Below are 19362 nucleotides of genomic sequence, written 5' to 3'. Positions count from 1 at the left end.
CGAGACCGCGCGGGACCTCGCGGGCGAGATCCGCGAGACCCGCTACCAGCAGCTGCTGGAGCAGCACGACATCGCCTCGGACCGGATCGCCGACGGTGTCGAGGAACCCCCGTTCCACGAGAACGGCGTGCCCGGCGGCATCAGCTCGCGTCCCGGCGTGAAGGTGGGGCTGGAGCTGGAGTTCCAGATCCCCGAGGCGGACCGCGCGCTGTTCGGCGCCAAGGTCACCGACCTCGGCATGGACCTCAACGCGGGCGGCTTCTTGGAGTGGAGCCCGGATACCCCGCTGCTCACCCCCGACCGGGTGCCGTCGGCGGAGCTGCACTCCCGTGGCAAGTGGGCGATGGTCGACGAGGTCGCCCACGAGAACGGCGTCGAGGTCATCTCGCCGATCCTGCGGCTGGACCAGCAGCCGGACATGTGGTGGGACGTCGACGCGGTGCTCGACTCGGTGCGGGAGCACGGCGGCACCGCCGACAGCACCGGCGGCCACGTCAACATCAGCTTCGACCAGCCGCTCACCGCCCGCGAGTACCACCGGCTGGCGCAGCTGACCAAGTCGTTCGAGTCCGTGATGTACCGGCTCGGCAACTACCCGATGGGCCCGAACCAGCGCGCGCTGCACATGGTCGGCCCGAACCCGATCCCGCCGGACGCCTCCAAGGTCACCAGCCCGTCGGACGTCCGCTCGCTGAGCCGGGACAAGTACGACGCGGTCAGCTTCCGGCACGTCACCGGCGGTCCGGCGGACCGGGTGGAGTTCCGGTTCTGGTCGGGCAGCACGAAGGCGAGCGTGTGGCAGGCGCACGTGGAGCTCAGCGCCGCGATGCTGGCGGCCGCGAAGGACCCGTCGATCCAGACCCGGCTCGACGAGATGATGCGGGAACCGGAGCTGCTCGGCGTCGGCGGTGGTTCCGCGCTGCCGGACCTGATGAACCTGCTGGAAGTGCTGCCGCTGAGCCCGGCCGCGCAGGAACAGGCGGTGCACCTGTTCGCGCTCACCGACGCGTGGGAGGACACCGGCGGCAACGACATCCACTGGCGCTCGCAGACGGTGGGCCTGCCCGACGGCGGGCTGTTCTTCCCGCACGACGGCAACACCATCGACTCCGCCGTCAAGGTGGCGCGGACCGTGCAGCCGCACCCGGACACCGACCTGGTGATGGGCACCCTGGACCCGGACACCGGCGACCTGAAGCTGTGGAACGGGGAGACCCTCGCCGGCAGGGACCTCATCGACACGATGAGCCACCGGCGGATGGGGGACCGGAACGCGGTCGCGATGGCGATCTCCGGTGTCGCCGACGCGCCGTGGTTCCCCGAGCTGGTGCACCACTTCGGTCAGCTCGGCAAGCCGGTGCTGACCGCGGGCAACCCGCTGCTCGGCCCGGAGGGCCACCTGGTCGCGGCGTCCATGCAGGTCGGCGCGGACGGCAGGATGCGGCCGGGCCCGGACCCGGTCGGCTGGGTGGAGCACCGGCCGCAGGGCTCCCGGCCTACCGGGCAGTTCGACCTCGGGCACGCGATCGCCCAGGTCACCCGGCCCGCGCAGCCCGAGCACGCGCGCACGGGCCTCATCATGGGCGAGGAGGGCTCGCCGCACACCGGCGTCGACGACCACTTCGCCGTGCCGGACCAGGACGGCGCGGGCGCACCACACGACGCGGGCGCGACGCCGGGCTCCGGGCGGCGGAGCGCCGCGGACGATCCGGCCGCGGTAGCGCGAATCGTGGCCGACCTGAACGACTCGGTGGTCGACGCCCCTGCCGAGCCGGCACCGCTGCTCGGTGCGGACCTGTTCGGGCTGTTGAGCCCGGCCGCAACACCTGATTTCCTGCTGGGCCTGGACATCCCGGCACTGGACTCGGCGAAGCTCCCGTCGCTGCTGGACGCGATGGACCTCGCCCACGATGCTCCGTCCCGGATCACGGCCGACGGCCTGACCGGCCGAGCGGATCAGGTGCTCGTGGACCACCGCACCGCGCAGCAGCGCGGAGACTGGGCACCCGGTTCCGACCTGCCACTGCTGCCGGAGACCCTGGAACTGCCGAAGATCCTGCACACGATCTGGATGGGCAGCCCGGTTCAGGCCGGTACCCGGTCGGCTGAGGTGCACGAGAACTTCGGTTCGGCCGCATCCCGCTATGACGGGACTTCGGTGCTGTGGACCGACATTCCGCGAGCCCAATTCGACGCGGCCCGCAACGCGGAGCCGCCCACCGACGGCTCCCCGGATCCGCACGCCGGTACTCGCGAGATGCTCGAATGGGCGCGGGACAACGACATCCGGCTGATCAACTTCGATGAGTTCTTCCACGAAGGCAATCCGCTGCCGCTGCACAGCTACTTCAACGGCGAAGGTCTCCGGATGTCCGGACCGGGCTGGGCAGCGAAGAGCGACATCGCCCGGATCGCGCTGCTACGCGAGCTCGGCGGCTTCTACACCGACGGTGACAACCACGTCCGGGATCTCGTCGAGGCGGAGGAGCTGATCAACACGTCCGAGGGTTGGGCGTGGTTGTCCGCCTCGTCCAACATGATGGACAACGCCGCCTACGGGATGCCGCGCAGGCACCCTGCCGCGGACGTGATGCTGGACCACATCGGCGAGCTTCTCGGCCGTACGCAGGAGGAGCTCTACGGTCAGCGCAACACCCACACCCCCAAGGAGTTCTTCGACACCGATCGAATGCGGCCGCGCCGGAACTCGCTGATGATGCGCACCGGCCCCGACGTATTGGCTGAGTTCAGCCACCGGCTCGGTTACCAGAGCGGTCTCGGCCTTCCGCGGATCCGCGCGGTCCAGGTCATGTCCGCGGAGAGCTGGCTCGGCGGCCCCGAACGCCCCGCCGCCCTACTGGACGGTCCGGAGGCCACCGCCGACTTGACCCGCAAGGTCGTGCAGACCCTGGTGCGGGACTTGAACAATCGGGAAGGCGACCTGCGGCTGAGCCGCCTCACACCCGCCCTGAGCAAGCACGCGGACCCGGAGCTGGTGCTGACCAGCGCGCTGCGGTTCATCGCGGAGCGGCCGGAGCTGGCCGAGCAGGTCCGCTCCATCACCACGACCAGCTGGGACCGAAACGGGTTCACCGAAGTGCCGATCCCGCAGGCGGCTCGCGACCTGTTCGTGCTGTCCGAGACCGGGCACCAGCAGTGGCTCGCCGAGTTCCTCACCCCGGCAGTGGTCCGCGACGGTTCGCCTGCCGACCTGGTCGCCCGGGCTGAGCTGGGCTGGCACGCCACCGATGCCGAACTGGCATCGCGGGCGAGCGACCTCTACGGACTGAGCCGGCCGGACCAGGGCGACCTGCGCCTCGTCACGGAGCTGGACCGGCTCGCCGAACCCGAACCCTTCCAGCCCCGGCCCGGTGCGGAAGCGCTGTTGCAGCTCGCGGACGAGGTGGACATCCCCACCGGCCCCCGCACGGATCGGCTGGCGTCACTGCTCGACTTCGCCCGGCGCAACTCCGACGCGCTGCTGACCCGCCAGGATTTCCTGAACGCTCCGCGCGACCAGGCTCCGTCCTTCGCCGAACCACAGTGGGGCGAGCCGAGCCGAGATCGTCGCGATTCGGATTCGGACTCGGATGACGGGATGTTCGCGGTGCGTCCGCGGGCGGGTGAGGATACCGGTGGTCCGTCCCGCCGGGACGAGGATTCCGATTCCGAGTCCGATGACGGTCTGTTCGCGAGGCCGCCGCGCCGGGAGGGCGCGGATGGCCCGTCCCGCCGGGACGACGACTCCGACTCCGAGTCCGATGACGGCCTGTTCCAGCGACGCCCGGAGCGCAGCGTCATCATGGGCGGCGACGACGTCGCCGCACCGAGCCGCGAGCGCGCCGAGCTGGCCTCCGCGCTGAACGACACCGTCGAACAGGTCCGGCGGCACGTCGACGCGCTGCCCGCCGACGCGGCGCCGCGGCTGCGCGAGCGCGCCGAGCTGTGGATCGACGCCGCGCGCGGGGGCACCTTCGCCGCCGCCGACGCGGCCCAGCTGCGGTCCCGGCTGAACGAGGCGTCCGCGCTGCTGCACAACGCCCGCACCCAGCGCGTCACCCACCTGACCCAGCAGTTCGAGCAGGCCCGCGAGACCGCCCGCGACGGCGGATCCCCCGTCGAGTTCCACCTGTTCGGCGTCGAGGGCGGCCAGTCCGCCCGGCCCGACGCGCAGGTCGGCTTCGAGGTCGAGGTGCGGTTGCCCGGCGCCGACCCCGACCGCAGGGCCGGTGAGCTCGGCGCCTCGCTGCTCGAGCAGGGCGTGCTGCACGACCCCCGCGTGGGCGGCAAGACCGACACCTTCGAAGCGCACGCCGCGGACAAGTGGGCGATGGTCGAGGAGCCCGACCTGGACCACGGCGTCGAACTGGTGTCGCCGATCATCCGCACCGGCGAGGACGGCATGCCGTGGGCGGACCTGCAGGACATGCTGGAGACCGTCCGGGACCACGACGGCGAAGCGGGCGCGGGCACCGGCGGGCACATCAACGTCAGCTTCCGCGACCAGGTGCTCACCCCGTCCGAGTACGTGCGGCTGGCGCAGCTCACCAAGGCCTTCGAGTCCACGCTGTACCGGCTCGGGAACCACCCCGGCGACGTGGGGCACCGCAACACCTTCCAGGTCGGGCCGAACCCGCTGCCGATCGATCCGCGCGCCGACCTCGGCTACGCCGACGTCCGCCGCCTCAACCAGGAGCGCGAGGAAGCGGTCAGCTACCGCAACGTCGACGGCGGCCCCGGCGACCGGGTCGAGTTCCGGTTCTGGGCGGGCAGCACCGATCCGGCGCTCTGGCAGGTGCGCACCGAGCTGAGCCTGTCGATGCTGGCCGCGGCGAAGGACCCCTCGATCCACGCCCGGCTGGACGAGCTGATGGCGGAGCCGCAGCTGCTCGGCCGCGGCTCGGCGGAACTGCCGGACCTGCTGAACCTGCTGGAACTGCTGCCGATGAGCGAGGCCGCGCAGCAGCAGGCGGTGCAGCTGTTCGCCGCGACCGAACCGTGGCACGACACGGGCACCAACGACGTCCGGGTGCGTGCCCAGACCATCGGCACTCCCCACGGCGGGCTCCGGTTCCCGACGCCCGGCACCTCGATCGCCGACGCCGTCTCCACCGCGCGGCGGACCACCGTCCCCGACGGCGCGGACCTGGTCGTCGCCGAGCAGGCGCCGGGCGGCGCCGGGGTGAAGCTGTGGGACGGCGGAGCCCTGCCGCCGAAGGAGTTCGGCGACCTCGTCGAGAGCAGGCTCCGGCGGCTCGGTGGTGGCGGCCCCTCGGTGTTCGCGCTCGGCGCGGGCGGCGGCAAGGGCGGCTGGCTGCCGCAGCTGGTGAACCGGATCGACGTCCCGGTGCTCACCACCGACGCGACCGTGGTGCAGGGGCCGGACGGCGGGCTGCGGGCCGTGGACCAGGTCGTGGACCAGGACGGCGTGGTGCGCCACCGCCCGGCCGCGGACGGCTGGGTGCTGCACGAGAAGGGCGGGACCACCCGGCCCACCGGGCACGCCGACCTCGACGCCGCCGTCGCTTCGGTCTCCGCGGAGGGATCCCGGCGGCCGAACGGTTCGGCGGACGGTGCGACCGCGCGGGAGGACGGTGCCCCCGCGCACGACGGGGAGCGCGCCCTCGTCATGGGTGACGAGGACGTGGCGATGCCGGACCTCGGCGCGCCGCACGTCGACGAGCGCGCCCAGCTGGTCGACCGGCTACAAGGCGCCGTTCCGCAGCTGCAGCGCCACCTCGCCGTGCTGCCACCGGAAGCGCTGCCGAACGGGGTGCTCCCGCAGCTGCGCCAGCGGGCCGCTGCCTGGGCGCAGGGTCTGGACGCCCAGACGTTCTCCCAGGTCGACCTGGACCGGTTGCGCGAGCGGGTCGGTCAGGCCGAGCAGCTGCTGCAGAACATCCGCGGCGTGCGGGCCCGCGGCCTCGCCCAGCAGCTCCAGCAGGCGCAGGCGATCGCGCAGTCCGGGGCCTCGCCGGTCCAGTTCCACCCGGAGGGCATCAGCGGCGGCGCCTCCGCGCGGCCGGACCTGCGCGTCGGGCTGGAGGTCGAGTTCCAGCTCCACGGCGAGAACTTCGACGCCCGCGTCGGTGCCCTCGGTGACGCCCTGCACCGGCAGGGAATGCTCGCCACGCCGTCCATGGTGGACAAGGGCGAAACCGGAATCTCGAACGACGCGGGCAAGTGGGCGCTGGCCGAAGAACCGTCGGACGAGCAGGCCGTCGAACTGGTGTCGCCGATCCTGCGAACCGGCGAACCGGGCGGCACCGCCTGGACCGAGCTCGGTGCGCTGCTCGACACCGTCAACCAGGCGCAGGGCGACGCCGGCCGCACCGGCGGGCACGTGAACCTGAGCTTCGACCGGCCGATGACGCCCGCCGAGTACCACCGGCTCGCACAGCTGATGAAGGCGCACGAGGCGGTGCTGTACCGGCTCGGCAACTACCCGGGCGGCGGCGCGCACCGCGAGACCCACGAGGTCGGCCCGAACCCGCTGCCGGCGCGCCCGAGTGCGGAGCTCACCTTCGCCGACGTCCAGGAGCTCAACTGGGGCCGCGAGGATGCGATCAACTTCCTGCACGTGGAGGACACGCCGCAGGACCGCGTGGAGTTCCGCCTCTGGTCCGGCAGCACCGATCCGGCGTACTGGCAGGTCCGCACCGAGCTGAGCGCCGCGATGCTGGCCGCCGCCCAGGACCCGTCGATCCAGCCGCGGCTGGACCGGCTGATGGCCGACCCGCAGCTGCTGGGCCGCGGGTCCGCGGAGCTGCCGGACCTGCTGAACCTGCTGGAAATGCTGCCGATGAGCGAGGAATCGCAGCGGCAGGCGGTGCAGCTGTTCGCCGCGACCGAGCCGTGGCGCAACACCGGCACCAACGACCCGGTCCTGCGCTCGGAGTCGATCAGCCTCGGCGGCGGCGGGATGTACTTCCCCGGCCCGCGCACCGCGACGCCGGACGCCGTCTCCGCCGCCCGCGACGTCGTGCTGCCGGACGGGGCGGGCCTGGTCGTGGCCGACCTGACGCCGGACGGCTCGCACGTCGCGCTGTGGGGCGGCGGCACCGCCACCCCCGAAGCCTTCGTCGAGGGCATCGCCACCCGCCGCGGCATCGGCATGGAGCAGCCCGTCGTGTTCGCCGCGTCCGGTGCCGGGCACTCCCCGGTGCTGGCCGCGCTGGTCGAGGAGTCCACGCACCCGGTGCTGGCCACCGAGAGCGGGGTGGTCCGCACCCCGGACGGCGGCCTGCACGCCGGTCGGATGGTGCCCGGCCCGGACGGCACGCTGACCTTCCAGCCCGACCCCGCCGGGTGGACGGTGCACCACCGCGGCCGGGAGACCTGGTCCACCGGCGCGTCCGAGATGACCTCGGCCGTCGACGTGCTCTACAACGACGGCCGCTACGACCCGAACGCGGACTCCGACGCCGGATCCGGCATGGAGATGGGCGGCGGCGACCGCGCCGAGGGCCCCGCGGCCGGTCGCGGCAAGGACCTCACCTTCGCCGACGTGGACTTCGTGCCGCTGCTCGGGGGCAAGGACGGCGAGGTGATCGGCGTCGGGTTCCCGCGCAGCGACGCGGAAGCCGAGATCATGCGGCACGCCTTCGAGTCCGGCGCGGGGGAGAACGCGGCGCGGCTCTACGGCGCGCCCGCCGGCGGCGACAACTACGTGGCGGCCCCGCACTTCAGCGACGGCCGCTTCACCGTCCGGGACAAGAGCGGCGAGCTGCACCGCCTGGACCCGGACCAGATGAGCAGGCTGCTGCTCAGCACGGGCCGTCCCGGTCCGGAGTGGACGCAGAACACGAACCTGCTGTGGCTGAGCTGCCGCCTCGGCGAGGCCGAGCCCTCCGTCGGCGCCGGGCTGCACTCGCTGCTGTCCGACCATGTCGGACAGCAGTACGTCCCGCACGGCAGGCCGGAGATCTTCGAGGGCGGCCGCACGCGGCTGCTCGGCTCGCAGGACGTCTCCCGCCTCGGCGACCCGGAGAGCGTCCACACCTCCGGCGACCAGGACGCCACCGGCACCGCCGCCCCGGACGGCGAGCGCAGCGTCCGGATGCTCGACGACGCCCGAGGCAGGCTCGACCCGCTGGTGGGTCTGGTCGCCGACGTCCGGCGGAACCTGAACGCGCTGCCGCCGGAGGCGATGCCCGAGGCGCGGCAGCAGGTCACCGGGTGGACGAACTCGCTGGAATCGCTCAACGCCCTGTCCGACACCGCGCTGCGCGTTTTCGAGAGCTCCGCGCGCGAACTGGCCGCGCAGGTCCGCGACGCGCGCGTCCGGAACATCGGCGAGATCTTCCGCGGCGCCGAGCAGGCCCGCGCCGACGGCGCCCGCGAACCGGTCTTCCACCGCGACGGCGTGCCGGGCGGCGTGAGCTCCCGGCCCGGGGTCAAGGTCGGGCTGGAAGTCGAGTTCAAGTTCCTCGGCACCGACAACGACGGCGCCACCGCCAAGGTCACCGGACTCGGCGCCCGGTTGCAGGAGGCGGGGCACTCCGAGTGGCATCCGGTCGTCGCGGAGCCCGTCAGCGAAGCGCGGCCGGAACCGATGAGCCCGGACTCCGACAGCGACTCGTCGCGCTGGTCCTCCAGCGAGAGCGAGGAGCTGGAGTCGAACGTGCTGGAGGTGCTGCCCGACCCGAACGCGAAGATCGTCCGCGAGCTGCACGACCGGGGCAGGTGGGCGCTGGTGCAGGAGACCGCCCACGACTACGGCGCCGAGCTCGTCTCGCCGATCCTGCGGCAGGACCGGCAGCCGGAGATGTGGGCCCAGCTCGACTCGATCCTGCGCGATGTCGAAGCGGTCGACGGCAACGCCGACAGCACCGGCGGCCACGTCAACCTGAGCTTCGACGAACCACTGACCCCGCGCGAGCACGTGCGGCTCGCCCAGCTCGCGAAGAGCTTCGAAGCGGTGCTCTACCGGCTGGGCAACTACCCGGGTGGCGGACAGCGCGCGCTGCACATGGTCGGCCCGAACCCGATCCCCGCCGACCCGGCGAAGATCACCACGCCGGAGCAGGTCAGGTCGCTCAGCCGGGACCGCTACGACGCGATCAACTTCAAGCACGTCGAGGGCGGTCCGGCGGACCGGGTGGAGTTCCGGTTCTGGTCGGGCAGCACGAAGGCCAGCGTGTGGCAGGCGCACGTGGAGCTCAGCGCCGCGATGCTGGCGGCGGCGAAGGACCCGTCGATCCAGCCGCGGCTCGACGCGCTCCAGAACGCCCCCAAGCTCGTCGGCCGGAACACCGGTGCCGCGCTGCCGGACCTGGTGGAGTTCCTGGAACTGCTGCCGATGAGCCCGGAGTCGCAGCGGCAGGCCGTCGAGCTGTTCGCGCTCAACGACCCCTGGCGGCACACCGGCGAGAACGACTCCCACCAGCGGATCGTCACCGTCAGCACGCCCGATGGCGGGCTGATGTTCCCGACCCCGCGGCACTCCATCGAGGCCGCGGTCCGGGCGGCCCGTGACCAGCAGCCCTACCCCGACGTCGACCTCGTGCTGGGCGAACTCGATCCGCACGGCCGGGGGCTGATGCTGTGGAACGGCCAGTTCCTCTCCGGGCCGGAGCTGATCGAGACGATCGCCTCGCGGCACTTCGGTGCTCGCCACGGCATCGTGCTGGCCATCTCGGGCGTCGACCAGGCGCCGTGGTTCCGGGACCTCTTCGAGCCGGAGAACTTCCAGAACGAGGCCGTGCTGACCGCCGCCAACGTGCTGTGGCTGCCCGACGGCAGGCTCGTCGCGGGCGTGTTCACGCAGGGCCCGGACGGCCGGGTGCTGGTGGCGCCGGACCCGCGGGGCTGGGTCATGCACGGCGACTACATCGGCGACTCGATGACCCCGCCGGACCAGACGGGCCGCGCGGACCTCGGCGAAGCCATCCAGGTGATGCAGCGCAAGCTGGGGCTCGACCAGCCGCAGGACGGGCCGGGCCACGCGGCCGACCAGCACGCCGGCGGTGACCGCGGCCTCGTCATGGGCGACGACCCGGCACCGGCCCTGCCGCCGGAGATCGCCCCGCTGGTGGACCAGGCGCAGCGCACCCTCGGCTCGCTGCAGCGCAACCTCGACGCCGCCCCGGTCGGCGAACCGCGGTTCGACCAGGCCAGGGAACGACTCGCGAGCTGGCAGCAGGCGCTGCGCAGCGACGACCTGCCGCGCGCCACCCCGGACGAACTGCGGGCCTTCGACGTGGACGCCCGCGTCCTGCTCGGCGAGGTCCGCGCCGAGCGCACCGCGCGGCTGGAACGGCTGCACGAGGAGGCGAAGGCCCGCGCCGACGAGGGCGGATCGCCGATCGTCTTCCACGAAGGCGGCGTGCCCGGCGGCGTGACCTCGCGACCCGGGGTGAAGCTCGGTTTCGAGGTCGAGTTCAGCCTCCCCGAAGCCGGTTTCGAGAACGGCGTGCGCGAGCTGTTCACCGACCTCAAGGACGGCGGCCACACCCAGCAGGACGGCACCGGGTTCCCGCTGCCCAAGCAGGGCGGCGACATCGTCAAGCGGGCCAACGACGCCCACGGCTGGGCGATGGCCGACGAGGCGTCCTTCCCCGCCGGCGTCGAGCTGATCTCGCCGATCCTGCGGCCCGGCGACGACGCGGCCGTCTGGCCCGGGCTCGCCGACGTGCTCGGGCTGGTCAGGGACCACGGCGGCAACGCCGGGGGCACCGGCGGCCACGTCAACCTGAGCTTCGCCGAGCACCTCACCCCGCAGCAGTACGTGCGGCTGGCGCAGCTGACCAAGGGCTTCGAATCGGTGCTGTTCCGCCTCGGCAACCACACCGACGGCAGCGGCGACCGCAGCCTGGACTACGTGGGCCCGAACCCGCTGCCGGTGGACCCGGCCTCGGTCTCCGCGGTCGGCGACCTGCACGTGCTCAACCAGGGCGCGCAGCGGCAGGCGAAGTACGACGCGGTCAACTTCCGCAACATCGAGGGCTCGGCGAGCGACCGCGTGGAGATGCGGTTCTGGGCGGGCAGCCTCGACGAAGCCGAGTGGCAGGTGCGCGCGGAACTCACCGCCGCGATGGTCGCCGCCGCGCAGGACCCGACGATCCACGCGCGCCTCGACGAGCTGATGTCCAGGCCCGCGCTGCTCAACCACGGCAAGGCGGACCTGGCGCAGCTGCAGGAACTGCTGGAACTGCTGCCGCTGAGCCCCGAATCCGAGGCGCAGGCCGTCCAGCTGTTCGCGCACACCGAACCGTGGACCCTGGACGGGACGAACGACAGCTACGACCGCGCGCAGAGCATCACGCTGCCCGGCGGCGGGCTGTACTTCCCGAACCCGCGCAACTCCGTGGCTTCCGCCGTGCAGGTGGCGCGGCGGCTGCCGAACCTGCCGGACACCGACCTGGTGCTGGCGACCCTCGCCCCGGACAACCCGGACCTGGTGCAGCTGTGGGACGGCGAACCGGTGGACGGCACCGGGTTCGTCTCCTCGCTGAAGGAACGTGGCATCGGCGGCGAGAACCCGATCGCGCTGGCCGTCTCCGGGGTGCTGCAGCCGGACCCGGACGTGACGCACGAGGGTCCGGACCCGTTCGCGGAGGACGTGGAATCCGACTGGGTCAGCGACCTCGTCGTGGACAACACCGTCTACGCGGCCTCGAAGGTGGCGCTGACCCCCGACGGCAGGCTGCTCGCGGTCCGCGAGGTCGTCCGCGACCGGGACGGCACCATCCGGTTCGAGCCGGATCCGCGCGGCTGGGTCGTGCTGGAGGAAGGCCACTCCTACGCCACCGGCGAGTCCGACCTGGCGACGGCGCTGGAGACCGCGCGGGACGCCGAGGGCGAGCTCGACCCGGAGTTCGCCTCGAACCGCGACGAGGACTCCGACATCGACATGTCCGACGACGCGTCCGAGGGCTCGCGCGGCGACGAGGACGCCGACGGCGAGACCGACCCCGACTTCGTTTCCGACCGGAACGCCGACTCCGACGTCGACATGGACGACGCCTCGGACGGTTCCCGCTCCGACGAGGACGCCGAAGGCGAGATCGACTGGGACCACTACCGGCAGCACGCGTCCGGCAACCCGGTCCAGAGCACGGCGCGTCCCGCCCCGGCCCCGCAGGGCGACCTGTTCGACGGTGGTTTCCCCGACTCGTTCGGCGAGCAGTTCTGGGAGCAGTTCGCGCAGGACGACCCGTTCGGGACGAACTGGGGCGAGTTCGGCGACTTCGGGACGCTGCCGCCGACGGACGACGTCAACGCCTGGCTTCCGGGCCTCGACGCCCTGGTCGACGACGCGCGCGTCGAGCCCGTCAGCCGCTGGTCGACGCTGCTGGAGTCCTCCGGCGACGGCGCGCTCCCGCCGGAGGCCGTCCGCGAACTGCACGGCGACACCGCCCGCACCCTGGCCGCCGAACTCCTGGAAGTGGCCGCCGGGAAGCGCGAACCGTTCGAGATCCACGTCGTCTCGCACAGCGTCGACGAGAACCCGGCCACCAACGCGCGGCGCAGCGACGAGGTCGTCTCCCGGCTCACCGCCGCCCTGGAAGCGGAGCTGGCGGCCGCCCAGCCGGACGTGCCCGCCGAGCAGCGGCGCGCGCTGCACGACCTGAACGTCCCGCTCGTGGTCGAGCGCGAGTACTCGCTGCTGGACTCGGCGGGGGTGACGACCGCGCCGGTCACCGACTACGCGAAGCCGTGGAAGGCCGACTCCGAACCGTCCGTCGAGGACCCGGCCTGGCGGCGCGCCGAAGTCACCCGCGCCAGCTGGTTCGACCCGCACTGGGGCAGGTTCGAACCCTCCGACTGGGAGCACCTGCGGCGGCCCATCCCGGACGGCACGGTGCGCACCGAGGACGCCATCGGCACCATGGCGGCGACGGTCGCGCCGCGGGCCGCGTCCCTGGACGGCGCCGCGTTCGCGTTCGGCCCGAAAACGGTGACCACGCAGATCACCTACGACTTCCAGCGCATCGAGGTCCGGCCCGGCCGGTTCGTGCAGGAGCTCACCTACCGCCCGTACCTGGACACCGACTCGTTCCTCGCTCCGGCCCGCGAAGCCGCGAACCGCGACCGGGAGCTGCTGGAGGCGAAGCAGGAGGTCCTCAAGAGCGACCGGCTGATGGTCGAGATCCACGAGGCGGCGAACCAGCCGGAGGAGGCCGCGTCCGCCCGGGCCACCGCGGACTTCACCCAGCTGGAGGTCGACGGGCTGCAGCGGAAGGCGGACGCGTCCACCGCCGAGCTCGCCCGCCAGGAAGCGCGCGTCGAAGCGCTCAAGGACCGGGTCCGCGCCCAGGTCGCCGAGAACCCGTTGCAGGGCCGCCGGATGGCCGTGTCCGGCGACCAGTTCCACGCTCGCATCGAGTTCGCCACCGATCCGTCCGCCGCGCACCAGGTGGTGCGGGTCGGCGAGAAGGTCCGGGCGAACCAGTTGCTCTGGGACATCGACATGACGGGCAAGATCGGCGAGCACGAGTGGTTCCACTCCTACGGCCTGCCCGACGAGTACGCCGACCTGAACGGCTACGACCGGGGGACCAGGGACTTCGGCGGCGAGCAGATCCGGGACTACCAGATCCGGCTGCACCTGGACGAGGCGCACCTCGCCGAACACCGCACCAAGATCGCGGAAGAGGCGGAGAAGAAGGCCGACGGCGCGGAGTTCACCGCCGCCGCCGACGAGTTCAACGCGCGAACGATGCCCGCGGCGCGCGACGAGCACGGTGCTCCGATGTACGACGCCGCCGCGCTGCAGCGCCAGGCCGAGAGCTCCCGGGAGAACGCGCGGCGGCTGCGCGCCGAAGCCGACCGCGCGCGGCAGCGGGTGGACGAGGTCGCCCAGGATCTCGCCGAGCTCAAGGAACGCGCCACCCGGGGCGTCCGCGAGCTGTTCGACCCGAGCCGGATGCACCCGAAGGCGCGGTACGGCGTCGAGGTCTCCTTCGTCGACGAGCCGTTCTACGCGCACAAGAAGCTGAAGGTCAGCGACGCCGCCGACGTCGCCACCACGGACACCGAGCACTGGGGCAGCTCCGACGACGCCGCGGCCGCCGCCGAGCACGTCGCCGCGCACCTCGGGCTCACCCCGGACTTCGTGTCCGCGCTGCGCTCCGGCGACGCCGCCGAGCTGCGACAGCTCCCGCGCGACGAGCGGCGCGTCGTCAACCGCGCCGACCCGCCGCTGCCCATCGACACCGCCACCGGGGTACGGCACCCGCGCCGCAACGCCTACATCGACGACGGCGGCCTGATGGGCCAGCAGGTCGGCGAGCTGCTGCCCCGCCACCTGTGGCGCATCGAGCAGATCGCGCGGGCGTCCGGCATGCGCCCCGACGTGGTGCAGCCCGGCCCGGAGCGCGTCGCGCGGCGCCTCGAATTCCTGCTCGGCGGGCCCGAGGTGCAGCCGGACCTGGTGCTGGGCGAGCTGCGCGACCTGGTCGGCAACCAGGCGGGCATCGACGCGGTGCGGGAGCGGTTCGGCCGGGACGGCGAGACCTCGTTGGACGAGCGGATCAAGTCGGCGCTGCCCGAGGCCGACGCGAACCGCGCCGAGCGCTACCTGAGCGGCTACTCGCAGGAGGTCCTCGACTTCGAGGACTTCCTCGCCGCGGAACCGCTGCCGGAACTGGACCTCGACGGGCTCGGCGATCTCGACCTGTTCGGGAACCTGGACGGGACCGGCACCGGCACGGGCGGGGTGTTCGACCCGTTCACCACCGACCCGCTGGGCACCGACCCGTTCACCACCGGGAACATCGGCGACGGGACCACTGCGAACCCGGACCTGTTCGCCGCGCTCGACGTGAACGCGATCGACTTCGGGAACCTCGGCGACTTCGACGTGAACGCGCTGGTCGACCTGGCGAACCCGGTCGACTCGGCTAACCCGGGTGACCCGGCGAATCCGGTCGACCCGGCTAACCCGGTCGACTGGGGCGCCCTGGGCGATCCCGCGACCTGGGGCGACCTCGGGAACCTGGACGGCATCGGACTCGCGAACCCGGCCACCGACGGCGCCGGGAACCCGCCGCAGGGCGACCAGATGCCGGGCCCGGACTTCACCGCCGCCTCGCACGGCACCTTCGCCGCGGGCGACCCGTTCGCCGCGCTCGGCGACCTGCCGCCTGCGGACCCCGAGCTGCTGCGGATGCTCGGCGACCACGGCGACGTGGAGATGGCCGACGCCCGGACCGACGCGCCGCAGCGCGAGCCCGCCGAGGGCACCGGGCAGGACCGGCAGCCGTCCGCCCCGGCCACGGCCCCGCCGCCGGACCCGCGGTTCGACCCGCGCCTGCTCGAATCCGGCACCGAGCGCTCCGGCATCTCGCCGGACCTGCGCGCCCGGCTCGACTCCGCGCCGGTGCAGCAGCGCGGCCGCATCCGCGAGCAGCCCGACACCGACGTGGTGCAGCGCTCCGCGTTCGAGGTGCGCCGCGCGGTGTCCTCCGACGGCGTGCTGGTCAGCGAGGCCACCGTGCGCATCCGGCAGCAGAGCTCGCTGCCGCGCACCGCGGCCGACGCGGACTGGGCGCGGATGGTGCACGACGTGGACCGGCGGTTCAACCGGCCGAACCTGGTGCTGCCCAACGGCGACGTGCTCCGGGTGCGGGTGCTGCGAGCGGGCCCCGGCGAGGAACCACACCACTCGGTGACGCTGGACGCCGCCGGCCGCGGCGACCAGACCTCGTGGACGTTCGGCGACCCGAACCGGCTGCGCGCCATCGGCTCCATGCTGGGCCTGCCCGTCGAACCGGACACCGCGGGCAGCCTGATGGGCGTCCCGGACGAGGCCGGCAACGCGGGCCTGCGCACCCGGCACGCCGAGGTGCTCGGCCAGCACATCGGCGAGGTCCCCGCGCACTCGCCGGAGTTCCAGGAACCGCGCCTCGCCGAGAGCCAGGGCCCGGCCGCGCGGCTGCGCGCCGCCGCCCACCTGATGCGCAGGCACCTGAGCACCAGCGCGCACCGCTTCACCGGCGACCAGCTGGAGCGGTTCGCCCAGGTCGTGCGCGCCGCCGATGCGCCGTCGCTGAGCGGGGTCCCGCTGCACGGGCTGCGCGCCGCCGCCGACCGGGCCGAGCAGGCCGTGCAGCAGATCCGCCGGGTCGTCGCCGACGAGCTGCGCGGCGGCTACGAGCGGGCGCGCCTCGACGCCGACAACGGCCTCAACCCGATCACCTTCCACGTGGATGGCGTTCCCGGCGGGGCCAGCTCCCGGCCCGACGTCCGGTTCGGCTTCGAGCTGGAGATGCAGTACCAGAACACGGTGGAGGGCCTGCAGGAGGCGGGCAGCGAGTCCGCCTACCTGTCGCAGTGGTCCAGCAAGCGCGCGAGCAACGCCGACCCGGGATTCCAAGCCCAGCTGACCGGTCTCGCCAGCGAACTCCGGCAAACCGGTTTCCTGCCTCCGGAGCAGACCGAACGCCCGTTGCTCGATCCGGAGGACGAGCGGGTCGGGCAGGCGCGCGATGCCGGCAAGTGGGCGCTGGTCGAGGAGACCGCGCACGTGCAGGGCTTCGAGCTGGTCTCGCCGATCCTGCGCCCCGGCGTCGAACGGGACACCTGGCGAGACATCGCCGAGCTGACGGGACTGCTGCAGCGGCACGAGGCGTCCGCCGCGAACACCGGCGGGCACGTCAACGTCAGCTTCCCGCAGCAGTTGACCCCGTCCGAGCACGTCCGGCTGGCACGGATCCAGAAGGGCTTCGAGTCGGTGCTCTACCGCCTGGGCAACCACCCGGGCAGCGCCAAGCAGCGGCTGCTGACCATGGTCGGCCCCGGCCCGCTGCCCGCCGACCCGTCCCAGGTCACCACCGCGAGCGAGGCAGGCGGGCTCAACCGGGACAAGGCCGAGGGCTTGAGCTTCCGGCACATCACCGGTGCGGACTCGGACCGGCACGAGTTCCGGTTCTGGGCGGGAACCCTCGACACCGGGGAGACCCAGGTGCACGCCGAGCTCAGCGCGGCCATGCTGCTGGCCGCTAAGGACTCGAGCATCGACCGGGTGCTGGACGCGCTCATGACCGAGCCGAACCTGCTGGGCCGCGCCCCTGCCGGGCTGCCCGAGCTCGCGGACTTGCTGGCGGTGCTGCCGCTGAGCCCGGACGCCCGCGAGCAGGTGGTGCAGCTGTTCGCCGCTACCCGGGAATGGGTGAACACCGGCAGCAACGACACCGAGCACCGGCTCCAGACGGTCGGAATCCCGCAGGGCGGGTTGCTCTACCCGGCTCCCGGCAGCTCGGTGCGCTCCGCGGTCGCCCAGGCCCGCAACCTCTCGCCGGAGTACCGGGACGTGGACGTGCTGATCGCCTCGGTGCGCCCGGACGACCACCGGATCGCGCTCTGGGACGGCGGGGTGCTGGAGCCCGCGGCGTTCATCGAATCGGCCACCAACCGCAACTACGGGCAGGACGTGCCCGGGGTCCTGGCCGTGTCGGGTGGCGGCAGGCTCGGTTGGTTGCCGGACTTGGTGGAAGCGACCGACTTCGGCATCATCACGACCGACGCGCAGGTACTGCATCTGCCGGACGGTCGGCTCATCGCCGGACACCCGGTGGTCGGCGACGACGGAACCGTGCGCATCCAGCCCGACCCGGCAGGCTGGACCAAGCACGATCACGAGGGCGCGCACCCCAGCGGACTCGCCGATCTGGGGGAGGCGCTCGCCCGGTTCGGCCACGACGGCGACCTGCCGGCGCGCCCCGAGCCGGGGCGGATCACCGAACCGCTGGCGGAGACCACCCGGCGCACGCGCCCGGCCGCGAGCCCCGACGACATGGACGTCGACTCCCCGGTCTACGAGTCGGCGCCCACCCCGGGCTGGACCGGGAACGCGCCCACTCCGGGCTGGAGCGGCGACGCCCCCACCCCGGGCTGGAACGACGCCGATTCGCTCCCGGACACCGCGTCCGTGCCGGACACCGAGCCGTGGGGCGGCACGCCGCAGCACGCGCCGACTCCGGGCTACGCGCCCACTCCCGGCTACGGCGACGCGCCGACCCCGGCCGCGGCGATGGACCTCGACCCGGACCAGCCGATGGCCTCCGTCGAGTCCGAGCCGCCGGAGGAGATGGTCGAGTGGGTCGGCCACTTCGACGACGCCGACCCGGCCCGGCTGCCGCAGGACGCCGCGCTGGAGCTGCGGGACGAGACCGCGCGCTCGCTGGCCACCGAACTGCTGGAGGTCGCGCGCGGCGAGCGCGCGCCCTTCGAGATCCGGGTGCACGGCTGGCACACCGAGGCGCACGGCCCCGAGGTGAGCGCGCAGCGCACCCAGGAGGTGCTCGACGGCCTGCACCGGTCGCTGGAAGCGCAGCTGGAAGCGCTGCAACCGGAACGGCCCGTCGCGGAGCTGACCGCTGCCCTGGAAGCGGTCCGCGTCGCCCGCGAATCGTCGCTGCCGCTGCACGAGCTCGCGGACGCCGTCGGCCCGCTGCGCGACCAGCTGCCGCAGGGCGAGACCCGCGCCGCGCTGGACGCCCTCGGCGCCGCCGTCCGCGACACCACGCAGCAGGCCGACGGAGCGCGGGACCGCCTCCGCACCGCGCTGTGGCGCGCCGCGAACGTGCTCGACGCCGAGGTCCGCGGCGCCCAGCGGCACACCCTCAGCAGCCTGGGCGTGCGGATCGGTGCCAAGAGCGCGCTGCGCGACGAGAACACGGTGCTGGTCACCAGCATCGAGACCGAGCTGTACGGGAAGCATTGGCAGGACGGCGTCGAACCGCCCGCCACCTCGTCCGAGTGGCGGCACACCGAGGTGCAGCACGCCTCCTGGTTCGACCCGCTGTGGAACAAGCTGGAACCGGCCGAGTGGCAGCACCTGCTCCGGCCGATCCCGGACGCGACGGTGGACTCCGAGTCGCTCGACCTGCAGCTGAGCAGCACGGTCACCAAGCCCGACCCGAGCACCGCGAGCACGGCGCTGCCGAGCGACGCCCGCCCGACGCTGGCGCTCGACGCCGAGTACCTGACCGGCGACATCGTCTACGACGTGCAGCGCATCGAGGTCAGCCCCGGCCGGACCCTGCAGCACCGCACCTTCAAGGCGTACCTGAACGCGGACGCCCTGCTCGCCCCGCACCGGGAGGCCGCCGGACGGCGCTCGCGGCTCGCCGACCGCGCCGAGCAGCGCGCGAGCACGCTGGACAACGCCGCCACCCTGCTGGAGCTCAGCGGCTCCCCGCACGACCCCGAGGTCCGCTCGGCGCGGGCGCAGGCCGACGCCGCGCAGAAGCGGGCGGAGCGGCAGCGCGCCAAGGCCGACGCCGCCGCCCGGGAGCTCGCCACCCAGCAGCAGCGCATCGAGGACCTCAAGGAGCGCGCGCTGCGCTCCGTCGACGAGATCCACAACACCGGCTTCCGGCTACCCGGCGGCGACCAGTTCCACGGCAGGCTCGA

Annotated in this window: 1 protein-coding gene (cut by both window edges); it reads left to right on the top strand. The window is 73.1% G+C overall.

This entire window lies inside a single protein-coding gene on the top strand: locus tag LCD31_RS03450, encoding a hypothetical protein. The 59598-nt coding sequence extends 13361 nt beyond the window's left edge and 26875 nt beyond its right edge, so the window shows coding positions 13362–32723 — codons 4454 (partial) to 10908 (partial); the first codon wholly inside the window starts at position 2. The start codon and the stop codon both lie outside this window.

It is taken from the genome of Saccharopolyspora sp. 6M (assembly GCF_020176775.1).
Taxonomy (GTDB): domain Bacteria; phylum Actinomycetota; class Actinomycetes; order Mycobacteriales; family Pseudonocardiaceae; genus Saccharopolyspora_C; species Saccharopolyspora_C gregorii.
The sequence above is the reverse complement of the archived record's forward strand: the minus strand, read 5'-3'. Positions and strand labels throughout refer to the sequence as shown.